Here is a 21,016-nt window from a genome sequence, read left to right on the forward strand (position 1 = left end):
TCAGCTCGGGGCGGTTCAGCTTGCCGCTGCCGGTCCGCGGCAGGGCGTCGACGATCTCGATGCGCCGCGGCTTGTGCATGCCACGCAGGTCGGGGTTGGTGGCGCACCACTCGGCGATCTGCTCGGCGGTCACGTCGGGCCGCTTCGGGACGACGACCGCGGTCACCTGCTCCACCCAGCGCTCGTGCGCCGTCCCGATGACCGCCACCTCGGCGAGGTCGGGATGGTCCGCCAGGTGCTCCTCGACCATCTGCGGGAACACGTTCTCCCCGCCGGAGACGATCATGTCGTCGATCCGGTCCACGTAGTACAGGTAGCCGTCGGCGTCGGCGGACATGAGGTCGCCGGTGCGGAACCAGCCGTCGGCCCACTTCTCCGGCGCCTCGAGGTGCCAGTACCCCGGGCGTGACGGCGTGGCCCTGCACCTCGGCGATCACCCGGCCGATGCCCTTCGGGCTGACGGCGACCGGGATGGTCATGGGTCAGACATCCTTCGCTAGTCGATGACGCGGTCCGCGCGCAGCGCGGCGGCCGCGTCCGGTCCGATGTCCAGTAGCTCACCGAGCACGAGCTCGGTGTCGGCGCCCAACGTCGGTGCGGGACCCGGGGCCCGGAACGAGTGGCCGTCGACCTTCCACGGCACGCTCACGAGCATCTGCTCGCCGAGCCAGCGGTGTTCGGTCACGGTGCCGACCTCGCGTGCCGACGCACGCGGGCCGAACAACGCTGTCTCGTACCCCACGACCGCGCCGGCAGGGATGCCGGCGGCCCGCAGCTCCGCGGCCGCCTCGGCGTCCGATCGGGCGGCCGCCCAGGCCGCCAGCGCGTCGGAGAGGTCCGCGGGCGCCCCGACGAGGTCCGCCGTCACGATCTCACCAAGCACCGCCCGCTCTCGCTCGGTGCGTACCGCCACCGACACCCAGGTGTCCGGCTCTCGGCAGGCGAAGGTGCCGTACGGGTCGAAGACCTGGTGGGTGTTGGCCGGAACGGGCGCGACGCCGTCGGTCTCCCACTGCAGCACCGGCCCGGGCAGCACGCTCAGCAGGGCCTCGACTTGGGACAGGTCCACGTAGCAGCCGCGACCGGTGCGTTGCCGGCGCACCAGCGCCGCGAACAGGGCGGCCAGCGCGTGCCCGGCGCCGTTGGGGTCGCCGAGCGCGGGGTTGAAGGTGCCGATCAGATCGTCGGCGGCGTAGCCGACCAGGGAGTCGAGCCCGGCGAGCCCGGACATCACTGGCGCGTAGCCGCGGATGCCGCTCAGCGGCCCCGTCTGCCCCAGCATCGACATGGAGACCATCACCAGGCCCGGGTTGACCGCGGACAGCGCCGCGTAGTCCAAGCCCTTGCGGCCCAGTGCTCCCGGTCGCATGTTCTCGACCACGACGTCCGCCTCGGCGGCGAGCCGGCCGATCAACGTGGCGCCCTCGGGCTTGGTCAGGTCGATCGCGATGCTGCGCTTGCCCCGGTTCATCTGGTTGAAGTAGGGGGTGACCTCGAGCTCTGGGCCCTCGACGGGCTTTCCCCCGCGCAGGGCGCGCCCGCGCAGGCGGGCCGGGTCCGCCCGGTCCCGGTGCTCGACCTTGATCACCTCTGCGCCGAGGTCGCGCAGGGCGGCGGTGACCATGGGACCCGACCACACCCAGGAAAGGTCGAGCACCCGGAGCCCGGTCAGGGGCTGCTTGGAGTCGACCCCCGCAGCGGGCCAGTCCGAAGTCCTGGGGGGCGCGTCCGACGACGGCCCGTACAACTGGAAGGGACTGCCCGCCCGCCGTCGACCACGGCCGTCGCGGGCGAAGAACTCGCGATGGGCGAACTGCTCCTCGTCCAGCGCCTCCCCCAACGACGACACGGGCGCGACGGGGAAGCCGTGCTCGCGTCCCGCGGCGAAAACCTCCGCCCGGGTGTGTGCGCCGGTCCAGGCCATGACGTGCCGGTCGGCTTCGTCGGCGTGCAGCCGTGCGACGACCCGGGAGTCGTCGAAGCCGGGCCGGGTGCTCCACTGCGGGTGGCCGAGTGCGGACAGCAGCCCCCGGTACTCACGCTGGGTCCGGCACATGATCGACACCCAGCCGTCGCGACAGGGGAACATGGCGGCGGGGTAGGAGCCGCCCGACATCGTCGCTCGCGCCCCGTCACGCCGCCAGGGCCGCTCGTAGGGCAGGAAGTTCGCCCCGATCTGCCCGACGTAGTAGGTCAGGACATCCGCGCAGCAGACATCCCAGCGCCGGCCGGGGTCGGCGATGCCACCGCGGAGCAGGACCGCCAGGGCGGCGACGGCGGCGGCCTCGGTGCCGGTCAGGTACTCCGGCAGGTCGTAGGGCAGGGTGAGCGGAGGTTCGCCCGGATGCCCCAAGCCCCACGACATGCCAGACACGGCGGTGGCGACGATCGAGGCGCCCGGCTCGTCCGTCCCCTCCCCCAGCCCGTCGCGCAGGCCCGCCACATCCACGAGCGGCGTGTCGGGCGGGCAGGCGGCGAGCAGGTCGGTGGTCAGCGCGGTGACCGCGCCGTCCGCGGCGTCGTCCGCGCTGGAGTCGACGACGACCACGTCGCAGCGCATGAGCACCTCGCGAACAGACACGGGGTCATCGGCAGCCAACGCGCGTTTGCCCTCGTGCAGGACCTCCTCCAGGTCGGCCCGCAGGTGGGCAGGGACGTCCGCGACCAGCGGCAGATCCACCCGGACGACGGAGGCGCCGAGCAGGCGCAGGACACGGCCGCAGTATGCCCCGGAGGGCTTGCCGGAGACCTCGAGCACCTCGACACCGGTGAGGGGCTGGTCGTCGGCTGCGAGTCGAATAGGCATGTCGGATCCGCTCAGTAGCTGTGCGGCAGCCCGAGGCTGCGCTCCGCGATGTAGTTCAGGACCGTCTGGTTGTTCACCGGCGCGATGCGCTGCAGTCGAGACTCGATCCAGTACCGGCCGATGTGGTACTCGCGGTCATAGGAGTAGCCGCCGAACACCGAGCCCGTCGAGAAGGGTGGCGGCGCCGTGGGCACGCTGGCCAATGGCGCGAAGTATCTCTCCAATAAGGCCGGGTTCGGGGCCTGCGACGCGCGATGCACTGAACGCGATGGTCGTGGCCATGCGACGACGGGCCACGAGAAGGTCGTCGGGCTTACCGATCTGGTGGTTTCCGTGGTCATTCCTATCCTTCATTGGAGACGAGGGCATCGACGTCGACGGCCCGCCTGCAGACCCGGTAACCAGCGACAGCATCGTCTCCACGAGGAGACACGAAGGGGCGGGCGGCAGGAACCGGTGGTACTGGTCAGCGGAGGATCGGCAGCAGCCAGTTGAGTGAGACCTGGCGGTGTTCCCGCCACAGATCTGCGAGGCGCGCGCCGTCACCGGCACGTAGTGCGTCGATCATGGGGTCATGGTGCTCGGCCAGCGCGGCGCCGTCGGCGAGGACGCTGAGCGACAACGCGCGGTAGGCCGCGGACATTCGCCAGATCCTGAGGATCTCGGCCACCAGGAGCCGCTGCGGCGACAGATCGAGCACACCGAGGTGGAAGAACTCGTTGCACCGGACCATGACGTCGAGGTCGGAGCCCGCGTGACGGACCCCCTCGTTCATATCCACGAGGTACGCGAGCTCCTCGTCGGTCGGCGTCGAGAGCTTGGTGAGGACGGCCGTCTCCAACATGTCGCGGGCGAGGTAGAGCTGACTCATCTCGTCGGCGCCGATCTGCGTGACGAAGTAACCGCGGTTGCGCTCGTACTCGACGACCCCCTCCACCTTCAGGACCTGTAACGCCTCCCGGATCGGCCCCCGACTGACACCGATCTGCTGAGCGAGGTCCTCCTGGCGTAACTGCTGCCCGGGGACGAGTCGACGAGTCATGATCATATCGCGGATGGCCGCGGCGGCGCGCTGCACGGCACCGTCGCCCGGCGCCCGCTCCGCGCCGCCACCCCGAGCGACTCCGCTCACGAGGGCGATCGTAGCGGCCAGGCTCGTCCGCTGAAGCGCCGTTCCCCGTGTCGACACCCCGCGCTCACCTCCCGCCGGTCCTGCTGAGCAGCGCGAATGGAGCGTCGACCAACCGGGAGGCGAGGTACTCCCCCAGCCCCTTGGCCTGCGCGTCGATCCGCGTGCAGGACGATACGCCCAGCTCAAGAAACCCGTAGACCAAGAAATTCAGGGCGTTGAGGTTCGGGAACTCGTGGCGCTCGACCCGCAGTCCGGCGGCCTCCGGGACCAGCTCCACGAACCGCTCGATACTCAGGGTGTCCCGCAGCCAGGCGAACGCCTCCGGACTGCGCGTCCACGCGCACACGTTCGCCGTGCCGCCCTTGTCGCCCGATCGTGTGCCGACGAGCTCGCCGAGCGGGACGCGTCGGGTGGGCCCCTCCGGCACCGCGCGCAGGGCCTCTGCCGCGGAGTCGGCCGCCAGCCGCGCGGGCGCGGCGGGGTCCCAGGTTCCCCACGCCACCTCGACCGGCTCGCAGTCGTCCACCCTGACCTGCGTGTCCACGTGCTTCTTCTCGACCAGGCACGGCCACTGCACACCAAATAGGCGCTCCCTCTGCGGCGGCCCGGTGAGGTAGAAGCCGGGCACGTGATTGGTCCCGAACTGGACGATGCGGTCTGCGAAACGCGCACGGCCGACCTTGGACCGGTCGCTGTCCCGCGCCGTGATGACCACCCACGCCGATTCCTGCGCCTGGTCGCCGTCGACCTCCGTGACGGGTCCGATCACGGTCCACCGGAAGGCGTCGAACTCCTCGGGGGCGCCCACCACCCGCTCCACGGAGCTCCGCAGCCAGGCCAGCTTCTCGGCCACATGCCGCCCCGTCAGACCCACGGTCACGGTGTTGCGGTAGCCGCCCTCGAAGGTCAACGACAGCTTGGTCAACTCGTTCGGTGCCCGCCCGCGGACACCGAACACCCGCACCAGATCCGTGCCCGCGTCGGCCAGCCGCACCGACGTGAGGTCGACCGTCACGTCCGGGTTGAGGTACTCGGGCCCGCCCACCTCGTACAGCAGCTGCGCGGTCACAGTGTCCCGGGTAACGAGACCGCCGGTGTCTGCGGCCTTGCCGATCACACACGAGCCGTCCGCCTCGATGGTCGCGATCGGCATCCCGGGCAGCCCGAGATCGCCGCGGTCTCCGTGCTCGTGGAAGAAGGCGAAGTTGCCGCCGGTGACCTGCCCACCGCACTCGATGAGGTGACCCGCGACGACGGCGCCGGCCAGCTCGTCCCAGTCGTCCCTGCGCCAGCCGTGGTGCCACGCCGCCGCCCCGACGACGAGCGAGGCGTCGGTCATCCGGGGACAGATCACGATGTCCGCACCCGCCTCCAGAGCCGCGACGATCGGCCACGCCCCCAAGTAAGCGTTCGCGGTGAGGATCTCGTGGTCGGCGAGGACCAGGTCCTCGCCCGTGTCGAGGTTGCGCAACCGCGCTTCCGGCCCGAGCAGCGAGGTGAGATCCTCGCGCAGGTCGTCCCCAGTCACTGTGGCGATCCGTAGCTCGACACCGGCCCGCGCACAGGCGGCGCGCACCGCCTCGGCGCAGCCCTCCGGGTCCAGGCCGCCCGCATTGGTCACGACCTTCACCTCGTCCGCGGCGATCTGCGGGAGCTGGGATTCGAGCTGCTCGACGAAGGCGGCGGCGTAGCCTGGGCCGCCGCGGAGCTGGTTCTTCCGCAGTACGAGCATCGTCAGCTCGGCCAGGTAGTCGCCGGTGAGGACGTCGACACCGGTGGCCAGCAGCTCCGCCATCGCATCGGGCCGGTCGCCGAAGTACGCAGAGAACTGCCCGACCCGCACCGGGCGATTGGCTGCAATATTGGTACCCATTTGGCGATGGTGACATCCGACGCTCGGGAGGAGGACTGGCAGAACCGAGAGTCCTGCGCGACCACCCGGGCCATGACGATGGAGGGAAACGACAGAGGTGTCGAAAGGAGCGCGATGAAGACGCAGGGCGCGGTCATCACCAAGGCCCCGGGCGAGTACGAGGTCGTCGACCTGGAACTCGAGGACCCCCGGCCCGACGAGCTCCAGGTCCAGCTCGTCGCGGCAGGCCTCTGCCACTCCGACGACCACTACGCCACCGGTGACCTCCACCTCGGGACCTACCCGACCGCCGGCGGGCACGAGGGCGCGGGCATCGTGACGAAGGTCGGCCCCAATGCCAAAGGGATCAAGGAAGGCGACCACGTCGTCTTCTCGTTCATCCCGGCCTGCGGCCACTGCCGCTGGTGCACGCGGGGCATGCAGAACCTCTGCGACCACGGCGCGTCGATCATGGCCGGCCCCCGCTGGACGGACGGCTCCTACCGCCTGCACCTGCCCGACGGGACGAACGTCGGCCAGGTCAGCGGCATCTCCACCTTCGTGCGGCACACCACGGCCTCGCTGGAGTCCGCCATCAAGATCGACGACGACATCCCGCTCGACCTCGCCTGCCTCACCGGTTGCGGCGTCGGGACGGGGTGGGGGTCCGCGGTGAACTCGGCCGAGGTCCGCCCCGGCCAGACCGTCGTGGTCATGGGCATCGGCGGGATCGGCATCAACGCAGTGCAGGGCGCCCGGCATGCCGGCGCGTCGAACATCATTGCCGTCGATCCGGTGGCGTTCAAGCGGGAGAAGGCCGAACAGCTGGGGGCGACCCACACCTGCTCGAGCATCGAGGAGGCCGGCGAGCTCGCCCGTCAGCTCACCAACGGGCAAGGTGCGGACGCCGCGATCGTGACGATCGGCGTGCTGACCGGCGAGGCCATCGCCCAGGCGTTCGCGACGGTGCGGAAGGCCGGGATCACCGTCGTCACGGCCGTGGGGAACCACGAAGCGATCGGCATCCCGTTGCCGCTCAACGAGCTGACGCTCTACCAGAAGCGCCTTCAGGGGGCGCTGTACGGCGGCTGCGGACCGAACTGGGACATCAAGGCTCAACTGCAGCTCTACCGCGAGGGCGTGCTGAAGCTCGACGAGCTGCTCACGAACCGCTACAAGCTCGAGGACATCACGAAGGGCTACGACGACCTGCGGGACGGCAAGAACATCCGCGGGATCATCGACTACACACTCTGAACGCGACGGGGGGCGTGACCGCCGGCCACGCCCCCCGTCCTCGTCAGCGCATCGACCACACGGGGTCGCGCTTCTCCCGGAAGGCCGCGACGCCCTCCTTGATGTCCTGGGTGCTGAAGGCCAGGGCGAGCCGGGAGCGCAGCGAGTCGAGCGCAGCGAGTCGAGCGCAGCGAGTCGAGCGCAGCGAGTCGAGCGCCTCCGGCAGGGCGAGGTCCCGGGTCGCGGCGATCGCGTCCTTGCCCAGTCGCATGAGCAGCGGCGACTTCGCGGCGACCTTGCGGGCCCACTCCTGGACGGTGTCCGCGAAGTCCTCCGGCTCGGCGACGGCGTTGACGAAGCCGAGACGCAGTGCCTCCTCTGCGTCGACCGGCCGCGGGATCACCAAGACCGGTAACAGCCACGCCCGCCGGCTGTTGGGCGTGCGAGTGGGGCAGCACGTCGTCTGCATTCCAGGGACTCGCCGAGCTGTCGCTGATCGCGGCTGGTGTTGCTGGTGCGGGGTGGCGGCGAGACGAGGCGGCCTGGCAGTGTTCTCGCCGCCGTTGCGGCCCGGGATCCGGGTGCCGAGCTTGGACGGGGCCACCTGGGCCCGCCTGGATGCCCGCAACAAGCGTTCCAGCCCTGCCGGGGGGATCAGGCATTCCGGTTCGGGTTGGCCGTGGAGATCGCGATGTACGACGCGCTGGCCTGTGGCTCGTGTTCGTTCTTTCGGTGCATGCCTGGACGGCCGGTCGAAAGTGGCGCGTATTTTCAGGCGATGTGATTGACGTATTTGTGGTGGAGATAACTGTCGAGGCCCTCCGAGCCGCCCTCATATCCGTGGCCACTGTCTTTGAGGCCGCCGAAGGGGGCTTCGATGCTGGACACGGAGAAGGAGTTGACTCCGATGCCTCCGGCCCGCAGCTCCTCGCTCATCACCTGTGCGTTTGCAGCGGACCGGGTGAATACGTAGGCCGCGAGTCCGACGTCGAGCCGGTGGCTTTGCTCAAGAGCGTCGTCGATTTCGCCAAAGCGGTTGACCATAGCGATTGGTCCGAAGGGCTCTTCGTTCATTGCGCGGGCCGAGGTGGGTGTGTCAGCGAGCACAGTGGGTTGAAAGAAGTTTCCGGTTTCGCCGATACGATGACCGCCGGTAACCAGTTTCGCTCCTTGCGACACGGCATCGTCGACGAGCTCTCCGATAGCTTGCAGGCGGCGGCGGTTGGCCAGCGGACCCATCTGTACGTTGGCGGCGAGACCATCAGCGACCGTGATGTCACTCAACGCGAGGGCGAATCGTGACACGAACTCGTCGAAGATCGACTCGTGAACAATGAAGCGGGTTGGCGAGGTGCATACCTGGCCGGCATTGCGTGTCTTTCCGGCCACACAGGCGGCGACGGTTTTGTCGATGTCGACGTCGGAGAAGATTACCGCCGGCGCGTGTCCGCCGAGCTCCATTGTGCTGGGTTTGGCGTTTTCCGCGGCGAGCTTGGACAGTTCCCTACCGACCGCAGTCGATCCTGTGAAGCTGACTTTGCGGATCGTTCTCGATGCAATGAGGTGCTCGGATATCTCCGCGGGAACGCCTGTGACGATGTTGAGTGCACCGGCGGGAAGTCCTGCGTCGTGCAGTGTCTGTGCAACTGCTGCGGTGGCGCTCGGTGTCTCTTCTGCCGGCTTCGCAATGACGGTGCATCCTGCAGCCAGCGCAGCTGCAATCTTGCGCACCGGCAGAAGCATGGGGAAGTTCCATGGTGCGAGTGCGAGGACGGGGCCCAGTGGCTGGTTGATGACAATCTGCCGTTGGCCGGGTAGCCGAGCAGGCAAGGTGCGGCCATGTGATCGAATTGCTTCACCTGCGAACCATTCGAAGGTCTCCGCGCTGAGCGCGACCTCGAGTGCCGCCTCCGACAGCGGTTTGCCTTGCTCAATGGTCATTGCGCGTGCAATTGCGTCCGACCGTTCGCGAAGCATGGCTGCGGCCTTTGTCAGCACGCCGGCACGCGCGATAGCCGGCGTGCGACCCCACCCGGTAAATGCGTCCCCTGCTGCAGTCAGAGCGTCGTCGAGATCGCTGGCGCTCGCTCGTGCGACTGGTCCGAGGGAATCTTCAGTGGCGGGATTGACTAGATCGCCAACCGTGCCGGCTCCACCCTCGCGCCATTCCCCGCCGATGAAAAGTCGCGAGGTGGGGTGGTCGTATGTGCTCATGCGTGAAAACCTCTCTGATTGTCACCGACACAGTCGAGGGCCACGATATTTGGGGCACGCGTTTACTGTCTCGCCGGAACACCGAAACAGACGGCGTCCATATATACGAAAGGAGGAATCCCAAAACTGACGACTCGGAGCGGGACCTTTTGTCCCTCGACGGTCGAGTGCGTACAGAATTGTGGGCAGTACGGAGGCGAAGAGAGAGAGCACAAACGAAGATTGCATCGCTTTGTTCTCTCGAGCACAGGAGTGGTGCTCTCTTCCTTCTCCGCTATAGGCATTGATGATGTCGCCAGCATTTCCCGAGTGCGCTTGCGGTCACGCAGTGAATGTCGAGCGATTGCAAGCGCGAGGTCGCCGACACGAAGCTACCGACTGGAGAATCCGCCGTCCACAGCGAGCGCTACTCCGGTGAAGTAGGCAGCCTCATCAGAGGCCAGGAAGAGCGCGGCGTTGGCAACGTCGCGCGCCTCGGCGACTCGTCCGAGTGGGATCGAGGTGGTCGCGAGCTTCGTCTGAAGCTCGGCGAGCTCATCCGCGCTGACATCTCTGCCGCGGGCCAGGAATCCGGGGAGCATCGGCGTATTGACCGGCCCGGGGCACAGCGCATTGACTCGAATGTTGTCGGGGCCGAGCACGAGCGCGAGGGACTTGCACAGTCCGACGACGCCGAATTTCGCCGCCGAGTAGGTGGGGCTGAACTGCGAGCCGACCAAACCAGAAACCGACGAGGTGTACAGAATCGCGCCACCGCCACTGCGTCGGAGGTGCGGTATGGCTGCGCTCGAGGCAACAACTGCGGAGTCCAGGTTCAGCGTGATGGAGCGTTGGTAGGCAGTGATGTCGAGGTCCTCGACCCCGCCCGGTCCTGGTTCGCCGACGTGGCTCCACAAGATGTCGATCCCGCCCATAAGCTCTGCGCTCGCGGCAATCGATGCCTTGTTCTGGTCGGCAGAGGTCAGATCGACAGAGACGCTATAGCCGACTCCGCCTGCCTCACCAATTTCTTCTGCGACCGAATCGGCCTTGCGCTTGTCATAGTCAACGACGCACACTGCGGCGCCCTCTGCGGCGAAACGGAGCGCGCTTTCTCGGCCAATACCAGACCCTGCCGCGCTAATGATAGCCCTCTTGCCCTGCAGTCTCACCCTGGTCCCATCGTATATCTGAACATACTGTCAGCAATAGTGAACGTACTCGGTACTAAGTGTTTTCGAGGATCACAACAACCAGTTTGTTGCGTTATGAGGGTGTCAGGTTGGTGACGGTGGCTTCGACCGGGCACGATGATGTCGAGCCGCCGGCACCCGGAGGACCCGGGAGCGGCACCTGCCAAGCCGCCTCCCCTTCGTGTCGCGTGATCTTCCGAAGTCCGGAGACTGCGGCGCCGACGGGAACACGGGGTCATGTGTTCTCGAACTTTTCAACGTCGGAATCCCTTGGCGCGGAACCGGGCTACAGCTACGTTGGGTAGTTTTGGCACACGATCATTTTTCCGGGAAAGCGTGATTGCCACCCCCAGCGCTGCGGCCGATCGTGGTCGCGGCCGGAGGCGGTCACGGCGTGCTCCCGCTGTGCATTCAGGGCTCGACCACGCAGCCGCCGGTCACATGGCCGGCCAGTCGAGCGAGACCAGCGTCCCGAATGCCGGACAGGGGGTAGCGATGGGATACGAAGGGTGTAACCAGGCCCTGTTCGACCCAGTCCAAGATGGCGGCGATGCGTGGGGGGCGGATCGAAGGGTCGCGGAAGGTATGGATCACCATCGGCGACCCCATTACATACAGACCTTTCATCTGGATGATGTTCGTCGGAAGCAGATTGGCTCCGTCCGAGCCTCCGCGGCCGCCTCCCTGAGCGACAGTCGTGTTGGCAGCCCAACCCACGATGACCAGCCGTCCGCCGTAGGAGAGCGACCGCATGCCCTCGAGCCCGACGGGTCCGCCCACGGTGTCGATGACGACGTCTGCGCCATTCCCGCCAGTGAACTCCTTGACCTGATCGCGGAAGCGACCCGGCGTTGGTCCGGTCGTGTGGATGGTCGCGTCGGCACCCCAGTCGCGCAGCGTTCCGAGCTTCTCCTCGGAACGGCCGGTCACGATGACCTTCGCGCCGAGAATCTTCGCTGTCTGGACCGTTGCCATGCCGGCGGCACCGGACGCGCCGGTGATGAGGACGACCTCGCCCGCTTGAAGTCGGGCTCGGTTGACCAGTGCATAATAGGCGGTTTCGTAGTTGACGAACAGGTTCGCACCCTGCTCGTAGGAGAACTTGTCGGGGATCTTGTGGAGTGCGCTGGCAGGAGCGATCGCATAGGTCGCCCAGCCGCCGTGGGCCTGGTAAGCGCCGGTACTTCGTGGGCCGGCATGTGTGAAGTCGTTGACCACGCGATCACCGATTTCGAACTCCGCCGCGGCGGCACTACCCACAGCGACGACGTCGCCGCTGTACTCCATTCCGGGTGTGAAGGGTGTACGGGGCTTGTGCTGGTATTGGCCGCTGAGCATCAGCAGATCTGCGAATGCGACGCTGCTGGCTTGGACACGGACGAGAACCTCATCAGGTTGGATCTTGTACTCACCAGGGTCATTCACGACCTGGAGGACGTTCTCCAGCGCGTCGCGCTGAGACTCCGCAAACTGAGGCAGGGTGACCCGGAGTCCAGGAGGGACGGTTATATCTGTCACGCGTGTTTCCTTTCAGCGTGTGCCAAGTGAAATCAGAGATCGATCGCCCGTACTACGGTGCAGATGATCCCTCGGGGATGTCGATCGCACCGGTGAGCAGGAGCTGCTCGATGGTGTCGGGGTCGAGGCCGAGCCGGCTGCTGCGGCCACGCCCCCGTCCTCGTCAGCGCATCGACCACACGGGGTCGCGCTTCTCCCGGAAGGCCGCGACGCCCTCCTTGATGTCCTGGGTGCTGAAGGCCAGGGCGAGCCGGGAGCGCAGCGAGTCGAGCGCCTCCGGCAGGGGGAGGTCCCGGGTCGCGGCGATCGCGTCCTTGCCCAGTCGCATGAGCAGCGGCGACTTCGCGGCGACCTTGCGGGCCCACTCCTGGACGGTGTCCGCGAAGTCCTCCGGCTCGGCGACGGCGTTGACGAAGCCGAGACGCAGTGCCTCGTCCGCGTCGACCGGCTCGCCGAGCATCATGAGTTCATTGGCCTTCATCCGGTCCATGGAGCGGTAGATCAGTGCCGAGATCATGAACGGGAAGACCCCGAGGTTGATCTCCGGGCAGCCGAAGCGCACACCGCGCCGGGCGATGACGAGGTCGCAGGCGAGGGCGAGGCCGAAGGCGCCGGCGAGGACGTCCCCGTTCGCCGCGCAGATGACCGGCTTCCCCAGCTCGCCGATTGCGCTGTAGAGCCGAGGGAAGCGGTCGAGGCCCGCGTACTTCTCGATCAGCGGCACGTCGGAGGCGAACGCCTTCAGGTCGCCGCCTGCGGAGAAGACCCGATCGTGTGAGGACGTCAGCACCACTACCCGAACCCGGTCGTCGTTCCGGGCGTCGGTCAGCCGCGCGAGCAAGGCGTCCAGCAGGGCATCGCTCAATGCGTTACGGCTGGCGGGCTGGTCGAGGGTCAGGGTCGCGACGCCGTGGTCGTCGAGCAGGTAGCGGACGGCATCGGGTTGGTCGGGCATAGTCACCTCTCGTCGGGGCCGACCGCGTCTCAGGCGGTCGCGTCGTGCAGGCCGCGGAGCAGTTCGTCCCGGTGCTCGGGCGCGGCGACCGCCGCTATCCGTTGCCCGCGCTGGGCCAGTGGGCAGCCACGCAGCATCGCGATACCGTGCTCCGTGACGATCGCGTCGACGTCGGCGCGGGTCGTCGTGACGACCGCCTCCGGAAGTGCGGGCACGACAGTGGACCTGCCGCCCGCCGTGGATCTCAGGGCGATCACCGAGAGCGCCCCGGTTCGAGCAGCAGCCCCCGAGAAGTCCGCCTGACCCCCGACGCCACCGAGGTAGCGTCCGCCCGAGACCTCCGCACCGACCTGCCCGGCCAGGTCGACGGCCAGCGCCGAGTTGATGGCCACGAGCCTGCCCAGCCGGCCCAACACCCGTGGGTTGTGCGTGTAGCTGGCAGGCCTGAAGTCGACGGGGAGCTCGGCGAGCGCGTCGTAGAGCCCGGGAGTCCCGACGGCCGAGCCCGTGACGATCCGGCCGGCGTCGATCTCCTTGCGGCGACCGGTCAGGACGCCGCGGCGAACGAGGCGGACGACGGCGTCGGTGATCATCCCGCCGTGGAAGCCCAGGTCCGCGTGGTCCGTGAGGCCGTCGAGGATGGCCGTGGGCAGGGAACCCACGCCGATCTGGACCGTGTCGCCGTCCTCGACCAGCCCGGCGACGTGCGCGGCGATGGCCTGGTCGACCTCGTCGGGAGCGCGCTCCGGTAGGCCCGGTAGCGCCCGGTCCGTCTCGACGTACGCCGTCAGGTCCTCGAGCGCGATGCCCGGGGTGCCGACCGTGCGCGGCATGCGGGCGTTGATCTCTCCAATGAGGACACGGGTGTGCCGAACCGCATCGCCGGCGTAGTCGGGCCCGAAGCCGAACGAGCACAGGCCGTCGTGGCCGGGCGGGGAGAGCTGCACGAGACCGACGTCGGTGGGGAGCGTGCGTTCGGCGAACAGTCGCGGGAGCACGGAGTAGTGCGTCGGCACGATGTCCAGACGCCCCTGGGCCGCGACCGACCGCAACTCCCCCATCGCTCCGTAGGAGACGAGATGGACCTCGGGAGGCAGCTCACGCAGACGCCGGTTCAGACTCAGTCCTGTGAAGGCCCACATCGGCCCGATGTCGCCGGCCTGGTCGATCAGCGCGTCGACGAGTGGGGTGGCCTCCGCTCCCGCCTGGCCCCACCAGACGCCGTCACCCTCGCGGACGTGGCGGCGCAGGTCGAGTGGGGTCATCGGGGTCGTCCTTCGTCTGCGTGGTGCCGGGTGGCCCTGGCTGGCGGCTCTTCAGCAGGGAGGCCACCCGCCAGGTCGTCCGGGTGGGGCGGCACGGTATGGCGGTCATGCGGACTCCTGTGTTCCGCTAGTAGCTGCGGGGCAAGCCCAGCACGTGCGAGCCCAGGTAGTTGAGCACCATCTCCTGGCTGAGCGGCGCGATCTTCAGCAGCCGCGCCTCACGGAAGTAGCGGGCGACGTTGTACTCCTCGGAGTACCCCATCCCGCCGTGGGTCTGCAGTGCCCGGTCCGCGGCCTGGAACCCGGCGTCCGCGCACAGGTACTTCGCGGTGTTGGCCTCGCGTCCACACGGCTTGCCGTTGTCGTAGAGCCAGGTCGCCTTGCGCAGCATCAGCTCCGCGGCGTCCAGGCGGGCCAAGGAGTCCGCGAGCGGGAACTGCAGGCCCTGGTTCATCCCGATCGGCCGGCCGAACACCTCGCGCTGGTTGCCGTAGGTCACCGCGCGGTCCAGCGCGACCCGGCCCAGGCCCAGTGCCTCCGCCGCGACCAGCATCCGCTCCGGGTTGAGCCCGTCGAGGATGTAGGTGAACCCCTTGCCCTCCTCGCCGACCCGGTCCTCCACCGGCACCATCAGGTCGTCGATGAACAACTCGTTCGACGTGACCGCGTTGCGCCCCATCTTCGGGATCGGCCGGATGTCGACGTGCGCGCGGTCCAGGTCGGTCAGGAACAGGGTGATGCCGTCGGTCTTCTTGCTGACCTCGTCCACCTTCTGGGTGCGGGCCAACAGCAGGACCTTCTCCGACTCCATCGCCTTCGAGATCCACACCTTGCGCCCGTTGACCCGGTAGTGGTCACCCTCGCGCCTGGCGAACGTGGTGATCCGCGTGGTGTCCAGGCCCGCGCCCGGCTCGGTGACCCCGAAGCACACGTGCAACGAGCCGTCCACGATCCGGGGCAGCGTGCGCTTCTTCAGCTCCTCCGAGCCGTGCTTGATCACCGGATGCATGCCGAAGATCGACAGGTGGATGGCGCTCGCCGCGTTCATTCCGCCCCCGGACTTGGCCACCTCCTCGATCAGGATCGACGCCTCGGTGATGCCGAACCCGTGGCCGCCGAACTCCTCCGGCGTCGTGATCCCCAACCAGCCACCCGTCGCGAGCGCCTCGTAGAACTCCGTCGGGAACACCTTGTCCCGGTCGTGCTCCATCCAGTACTGGTCGTCGAACTTCGACGCCAGGTCCCGGACCGCATCCCGAATGATCTCCTGGTCCTCGGACAACTCGAAGTCCACGACTCTCCTTCACGCACTGCTGACGACGAGGGCTGGGGCCCCGTGGTTACTTGATGAGGAAGCCGGCATCCACCGGCAGCGCGACGCCCGTGACGTATCGGGACTCGTCGGACGCCAGCCACGCCACCGCAGCGCTGATGTCACGGGGCGCGACGACCGGGACCGGCATGTGATTCGCGAGAACGCCCGCGGCGTCGGGGTCCTTCTCCAACCACTCGGCGACGACCTCGTTGTTGACCATCGGGCTGTCGACTCCGGTGGGGTTCACGGTGTTGACCCGGATGTTCTTCGGCGCGAGCCAGTAGGCCCAGGTACGCATCAGACCGGTGACGCCGTGCTTCGAGGCGGTGTAGCCGTCCTGCGCGCCGGAGCCGTTGCCACCGCGCCCGGAGAGCGCCTGCGTCGAGCCGGTCAGGATGATCGAGCCGCCCTCGCCCTGCTCGATCAGGCGGTCGACGACGGAGTGCACGGTGTTGTAGACGCCGGTGAGGTTGACGGCGACCGTGTCAAGGAAGGTCTGCAGGTCGTCGCTCTCGCGCACGGACATCGGCGCGATGCCGGCGTTGGCCACCACGATGTCGATCCGGCCGAGCTCGCCGATGCCCTCGGCGACGGCCTGGTTCAGCGCCGCGGCGTCCCGCACGTCCGCCTGCCGGGCGACGATCCGCCGGTCGAGCTTCTCGACCTCGGCCACGGTCTCGTCGAGGTCCTCGGGCGTGGACATGCGGTAGAGCACCGTGTCGATCTGGCCACAGATGTCGACGGCGATGATGTCGGCGCCGTCCTCAGCCAGGCGCAGGGCGTGGGACCGTCCTTGGCCGCGGGCGGCGCCCGTCACCAGGGCTACCTTGCCGGTCAGTGGACCGCTCATGGAACTACTCCTTTCGGCGGGATCGTCGCCGCGATCGTGAAGCGGGCGAGCTGAGGCACGCCCTCATGGTCGGCATCCCCCACCAGCCGCAGAACTGGCACTTACGTCAATTCGCCGACGCCTCGATCAGCACCTCGGTACCGCCGTCCGGTCCAGCCCGGAGCACGAGGGAGGCGCCCTGCTCCATGAGCCTGCGCCGGATCGCCGTCAGCCCGTAGCCGGGGCGCGACCCCCGCATGCCGACCCCGTCGTCGACGACTCGCAGGACCGCGACACCGGACGGACGCGCCGCAAAGACCACTGAGATCGTGCACGGACCGGCGTGCTTGGCCGCATTCACCATGGCCTCGCGCGCGGCGCCGAGGACCGCCGCCCGCCGCGCTCCACGCAGGGTCGGGACGGCGTCGCCGTCCGGAAGGTCCAACCGAATGGTGATCCCGAACTGCTGCTCGACCTCGGCGACGACCTCGCAGAGCTCCTCGACCTGCGACCGGACGGGAACCGCGGTCTCGGCGAGGTGGTGGATCACCTCCCTGAGTTCCCTGTCCCCGCGGTCGATGAGCTCGAGGGCGCGCCGGGCGTGGCGCCGGACACCGTGATCCGCAGGAAGGTCCCCGGGCACCACCTCGTGCAGGTTCTGCAGCGACAACCGGCCCGCAAAGAGCAGCTGCGCCACCCGGTCATGGATGTCGTCCGCGATCCTCGAGCGCTCCGTCATCCGCGCCGCAGCCGCCTGCTCCCGCAGGTAACGGTCGGTGGTCCAGGCGAGGGCGACCGTGTCCGCCATCTTGCGGATGGCACTTCGCTCGTGCCGCCGGAAGGGCACCCACGGCGTGCGCAACAGGGCCAACGTGGCCCGTACCTCGCCGTCGACGATCACCGGGACCTGCGTCGAGACCCAGCCGAACGCCCCGGGCCGTTCGGGACGTCGCATGGCAGTGCGCAGCCCCGCGGTCTCGGCGTCGATCCCGGCGAGGAAGCCGGTCTCGGGCTCGAAGCGACGGGCATCACCGCAGACGACGCCATGGCCGTCGTCGCGGAAGGTCAGCACGGCGGCCTGGCAGGAGAGCGCGGCGCGGAAGCCGTCGAGGTGCGGGGCGAGCCCGGCCGTGTTCGTTCCCGCCGCGATAGCCTGCGCCGCCCGCTCGGTCGCCAGGACGAGGTGCTCCCGCTGCTGCATCTCGAGCCGCTGCCGTACTTGGGCGACGGCGGCCGCGACGAACGGGGTGAGCCGCTCGGCGAGCCGGGCATGGACCGGGGTGAAGTCGCCCGGCGGGTTCGCCACGTAGCACACCCCGAGCCGGTCGCCGCCCACGATCATCGGCAGGGTCATGAGTCGCTCCACGCCGAAGCCGTCGACCCACTCCGAGAACCGCGGAATGTCCACCTCGGGGTGGTTGGCCAGCATCGTGCGGCCCGAGCGGAAGACCTCGGCGGTGGACGTCGCGACCTCCGTGCGGTCCACGAGCGCGGATCCGATGAGCTCGCGGCTCGCCCCGAACGAACCCGGCAGGACCTGCAGGAAGTTCCGGTCGGTCAACACCGCGACCCCGGCCGCCGTGGCGCCGACGAGCAGGCAGAGCACCGCCGTTACACCACCGAGCAGCTCCTCCACCGACTCGGCGGTCAGGGCCAGCTCGGCGAGGATCCCGCCGCCGCTGACGACCAGCCGTTCCTCGGCGTCCGCGCCGTCATCCGCCGACACGGCCGCGGCGGCGCTGCGCGCGAGCGCACGCGTCATCACCTGCACGCGCGGCTCGACCACCGTGGACGCCGGCCACTCGACCGTGAGGGAGTACGGGGTCTCGAGGACCCCACCCGCCACCGTCGTCACCGTCGCGTCGCTGCCGACCCGCTGGAGCGGGACCGGGACACGCAGGGGTGAGGGGTCCGGCCCGAGCGCGGGTCCGACGACCGTCGGCGCTCCCCAGGACGCCACGATGCTGCTCGGGTCGGTCAGCGTCACCGCGCGAGCTCGCAGCATCCCGGCCGCGATCTTCGTGAAGCGCAGCGCACTCGCGTGGTCGACCTCGACCCGGTGCGTTCCGATCAGCCGGCCCATGACGCCGTCCGAGTGGCCGGGGCGGTCCCCGCCGGTGTCACGAGGGCCTCGCGCAGCGCGGTGACAATCAGCTCGGCCTTGCTCCGCACACCGAGCTTGTCCTTGATCCCGCCCACGTGGAACCGCACGGTCGACTCCGAGACGTGCAGGCGACGCCCGATCTGGCCGTACGTCATCCCCTCGGCCACCAGCTCAAGGACGCGGAGCTGGTGCTGGGTGAGGTTGCGGCCGACCGAGGCGGTCCGGGCGGCGACAGCGGGTACCGAGGCGTCGCGGCGGACGACGCGTTCCCCACCCGCCGTCACGGCCGCGATCGCGTGTCTCAGCTCCTGCAGCCCCGCGCCCTTGCTGACGTATCCCGCTGCGCCGGCCCGCAGGCAGAGCTGGACGACGTCCTCCGCGGACGAACTCGAGACGACGACGACCGCGGTGCCGGGGCGCGCCGCCACGAGTCGACTGCAGAGCCGGTCCCCCGTCGTGTCGGGAAGGCGGTAGTCGACGAGGAACAGGTCCGGGTGATGCTGGCGCAGCGCCGCCACGGCCTCGGCTGCGGTCCCGACCTGGGCGACGACCTGCACTGCCGGATCCTCGAGGGACTCGAGCAAGGCCCGGAGGCCCTCACGGACGATCTCGTGGTCGTCGACGATGCACGCCTTCACCACCGAATGCGCCTGCCTTCCACTGACCCCTGTGTCCATATATACGGATGATGGTCCGGATATCTGCCCAGACGCTATCGAGGGGCGGCTGCAGGGTCAAGTCGACCCTGACCCCGTCCGCTCCCCACCTCGACGTGTCTGGCCTCGGGTCCGAGCAGGCCGCCGCCGCTCACCGGCACGCCACCTGCCGCCACGAACACGGCGGGGACGGGGAAGGCCGGCATGAGGTGGCCAAGCCCATTGAGGTAGAAGGCGTAGAAGCCCGACACCACGAGGGCGAGGCTGTAGCCGAGCCCCTCGCCACCGGCCGCGGTCAGCGCGGTCCACTCCTCGACGGTCCAGTCCCAGGACCGCCACAACGAGTCGACCCGGAAGAGGATCCGTTTGCCTCGCAGCTCGCCCAGGTCCGGGCCGGGGTCCATGTCCCCCTCGGCCGCTGGCGGTTGCATCGAGGACGGTGACCGTGCCGCTGCCCTCGCCGGGTCCGCCACCACCCGTGTGGTCGCGACCCGCGGGTCCTCGAGATCGACGGCAACCGTCCGGTCGAGCCACTTCTCCAGGCTGTCTGTGATCAGTCTCGTCAGATGGTCGGTGGGCATCACACAGCCCAGGCAGCCCACCTCGTCGAGGCGGACAACGAGGTCCAGCCACCCGGCGACGTCGCCGACGTGGACGACCTCGAACCGCATCCCTGAAACCTCGTGCCGTCCGCCCCCTCGTCGAGGTGGGCTCAGATCACGCCGTCCCTCCTCAGGCGTGTCAGGTCCTGGTCCGTCAGTCCGAGCCGCTCCTGCAGGACGGCGGCCGTGTCCTCACCGAGGAGCGGAGCGGGCGCGGCGTCGGGAACCGGAGACGCCCCCATCTGCAATGGGCTGCCCAGCACCGTGCTCGACCGGGCGCCCTCGCCGATCTCGGTGATCATCCCCCGGTCGCGGAGGACCGGATCGTGCAGCACCTCCCGGAGCGATCGGACCGGCGCCGCCGGGATGTCCGCATCCTGCAGGAGGCGGAAGGCGGTGTCCTTGTCGAACCGGCTCGTCCAAGCCGTGACGGCGCCGTCGACGTCGTCCATCTTCTGGACCCGGCCCGCCGGGGTCGCGAGCACCGGGTCGGCGGCGAGGTCCGACCGGCCCATGAGCGTGCACAGGTCGAGCCAGTGCTTGGGGCGCAGGCACAGGATGGCCAGCCACCCGTCCTGGACCGGATAGATGTTGTACGGGCAGACCGCGAGGCCACCGTGCCGGTTGCCCGTTCGCTCGGGGAAGTCCCCCTCGGCCTCGAGGAGACCGGCCAGATTGGAGGTCAGCGTCGGCACGATCGCGTCCTGCATCGCCACCTCGACGTGCTGCCCCACGCCGGTGCGCTCGCGCTGGAACAACGCGGCGAGGACTGCCGACGCGAGGTGGGTTCCCGCTGCGAAGTCGACGACCGCACCGCCCGCCTTGACCGGGGCCCCGTCCGGGAAGCCGGTCGTGGACACGATGCCGGTCATGGCCTGCACCGTCACGTCCATGCCGCGCAAGCCCTCGGCCGCCGGGTGCCGGCCGTAGGCGCGACCCGACGCCAGCACCAGCTCCGGACGGATCTCGCGCAGCACCTCCCAGCCGATTCCCAGACGGTCCAACACGCCCGGCGCGAAGTTCTCGACGACGACGTCGGCCTGGCGGACGAGGTCCAGGAAGATCTGCCTGCCCTCGGACTTCTTGAGGTCCAGTCGGACCCCCTTCTTGCCCGCGTTGAGCATCAGGAACGCCTGGCCCGACGTCTCCCCGGTGGAACGCCACCGGATCGGCTCACCCCCGAACGGCTCAATCTTGATCACGGTCGCGCCGAGCGATCGGAGAAGGTGGGTGCAGTACGGGCCGGCATAGACCTGCCCGAGGTCGAGCACCACCACACCGTCGAGGGCGGTGTCGGGCGCCGGAGTGCCCTCCTGCGCAACAGATGCCCGAGAGTTCTTCATCGACGCCCCATCCATAT

The 21,016-nt window shown here is 68.8% G+C and carries 18 protein-coding genes; 1 reads left to right on the plus strand and 17 read right to left on the minus strand.

The features are described 5' to 3' along the window. The 5 genes from LWC35_RS03025 to LWC35_RS03050 form a co-directional block, all read right to left on the minus strand. The coding region (locus tag LWC35_RS03025) for an AMP-binding enzyme (RefSeq protein WP_443690201.1) at positions 1-337 on the minus strand (337 nt) is incomplete at its 3' end. 159 nt (positions 338-496) lie between these two features. Next, a complete protein-coding gene (locus LWC35_RS03035; protein WP_232868323.1) occupies positions 497-2,806 on the minus strand; it encodes a CaiB/BaiF CoA-transferase family protein in 2,310 nt (769 codons plus the stop codon). An 11-nt stretch (positions 2,807-2,817) separates the two neighbouring features. After that, positions 2,818-3,009, minus strand: coding sequence for a hypothetical protein (locus LWC35_RS03040; protein ID WP_232868324.1), 192 nt, complete (start codon positions 3,007-3,009; stop codon positions 2,818-2,820). A gap of 263 nt (positions 3,010-3,272) precedes the next feature. Beyond that, positions 3,273-3,995, minus strand: coding sequence for a GntR family transcriptional regulator (locus tag LWC35_RS03045; RefSeq protein WP_232868325.1), 723 nt, complete (start codon positions 3,993-3,995; stop codon positions 3,273-3,275). 7 nt (positions 3,996-4,002) lie between these two features. Next, positions 4,003-5,811, minus strand: coding sequence for an acyclic terpene utilization AtuA family protein (locus LWC35_RS03050; RefSeq protein ID WP_232868326.1), 1,809 nt, complete (start codon positions 5,809-5,811; stop codon positions 4,003-4,005). 114 nt (positions 5,812-5,925) lie between these two features. On the opposite strand from LWC35_RS03050, the gene LWC35_RS03055 reads away from it, so the two are divergent. After that, positions 5,926-7,047: an NDMA-dependent alcohol dehydrogenase gene (locus tag LWC35_RS03055; RefSeq protein ID WP_232868327.1), complete on the plus strand. Its 1,122-nt coding sequence runs from the start codon at positions 5,926-5,928 to the stop codon at positions 7,045-7,047. A gap of 43 nt (positions 7,048-7,090) precedes the next feature. On the opposite strand, the gene LWC35_RS03060 is transcribed toward LWC35_RS03055, so the two are convergent. The 12 genes from LWC35_RS03060 to LWC35_RS03115 form a co-directional block, all read right to left on the minus strand. Then, positions 7,091-7,429 (minus strand): enoyl-CoA hydratase/isomerase family protein, encoded by a 339-nt coding sequence (locus LWC35_RS03060; protein ID WP_232868328.1) that lies wholly within the window; start codon positions 7,427-7,429, stop codon positions 7,091-7,093. 368 nt (positions 7,430-7,797) lie between these two features. Then, the gene (locus tag LWC35_RS03065; protein WP_232868329.1) at positions 7,798-9,240 is read right to left on the minus strand and encodes an NAD-dependent succinate-semialdehyde dehydrogenase; all 1,443 of its coding nucleotides are present in this window, start codon (positions 9,238-9,240) and stop codon (positions 7,798-7,800) included. A 371-nt stretch (positions 9,241-9,611) separates the two neighbouring features. Next, positions 9,612-10,391, minus strand: coding sequence for an SDR family NAD(P)-dependent oxidoreductase (locus LWC35_RS03070; RefSeq protein WP_232868330.1), 780 nt, complete (start codon positions 10,389-10,391; stop codon positions 9,612-9,614). 432 nt (positions 10,392-10,823) lie between these two features. Then, on the minus strand, positions 10,824-11,930 hold the full coding sequence (locus LWC35_RS03075; RefSeq protein ID WP_232868331.1) for an NADPH:quinone oxidoreductase family protein: 1,107 nt from the start codon (positions 11,928-11,930) through the stop codon (positions 10,824-10,826). Between the two features lie 163 nt (positions 11,931-12,093). Then, on the minus strand, positions 12,094-12,885 hold the full coding sequence (locus tag LWC35_RS03080; protein ID WP_232868332.1) for an enoyl-CoA hydratase/isomerase family protein: 792 nt from the start codon (positions 12,883-12,885) through the stop codon (positions 12,094-12,096). A gap of 29 nt (positions 12,886-12,914) precedes the next feature. Next, positions 12,915-14,150, minus strand: coding sequence for an acetyl-CoA hydrolase/transferase family protein (locus LWC35_RS03085; protein ID WP_232868333.1), 1,236 nt, complete (start codon positions 14,148-14,150; stop codon positions 12,915-12,917). A 127-nt stretch (positions 14,151-14,277) separates the two neighbouring features. Continuing rightward, positions 14,278-15,444, minus strand: a complete 1,167-nt coding sequence (locus LWC35_RS03090; protein WP_232868334.1) for an acyl-CoA dehydrogenase family protein — start codon at positions 15,442-15,444, stop codon at positions 14,278-14,280. A gap of 46 nt (positions 15,445-15,490) precedes the next feature. Further along, on the minus strand, positions 15,491-16,315 hold the full coding sequence (locus tag LWC35_RS03095) for a mycofactocin-coupled SDR family oxidoreductase (RefSeq protein ID WP_232868335.1): 825 nt from the start codon (positions 16,313-16,315) through the stop codon (positions 15,491-15,493). Positions 16,316-16,421: 106 nt separating this feature from the next. Continuing rightward, a complete protein-coding gene (locus LWC35_RS03100; protein ID WP_232868336.1) occupies positions 16,422-18,377 on the minus strand; it encodes a GAF domain-containing sensor histidine kinase in 1,956 nt (651 codons plus the stop codon). Then, on the minus strand, positions 18,365-19,075 hold the full coding sequence (locus tag LWC35_RS03105; RefSeq protein WP_232868337.1) for a response regulator transcription factor: 711 nt from the start codon (positions 19,073-19,075) through the stop codon (positions 18,365-18,367). Before LWC35_RS03105 ends, LWC35_RS03100 begins: the two co-directional genes overlap by 13 nt. A 35-nt stretch (positions 19,076-19,110) precedes the next feature. Next, entirely contained in the window at positions 19,111-19,725 is a 615-nt protein-coding gene (locus LWC35_RS03110; protein WP_232868338.1) for a hypothetical protein, read from the minus strand. 41 nt (positions 19,726-19,766) lie between these two features. Then, positions 19,767-20,999 (minus strand): CaiB/BaiF CoA transferase family protein, encoded by a 1,233-nt coding sequence (locus tag LWC35_RS03115; protein WP_232868339.1) that lies wholly within the window; start codon positions 20,997-20,999, stop codon positions 19,767-19,769. Positions 21,000-21,016 lie beyond the last annotated feature (17 nt).

The sequence above is a fragment of the Pseudonocardia kujensis genome (assembly GCF_021283305.1).
GTDB classification, from domain to species: Bacteria; Actinomycetota; Actinomycetes; order Mycobacteriales; family Pseudonocardiaceae; genus Pseudonocardia; species Pseudonocardia kujensis.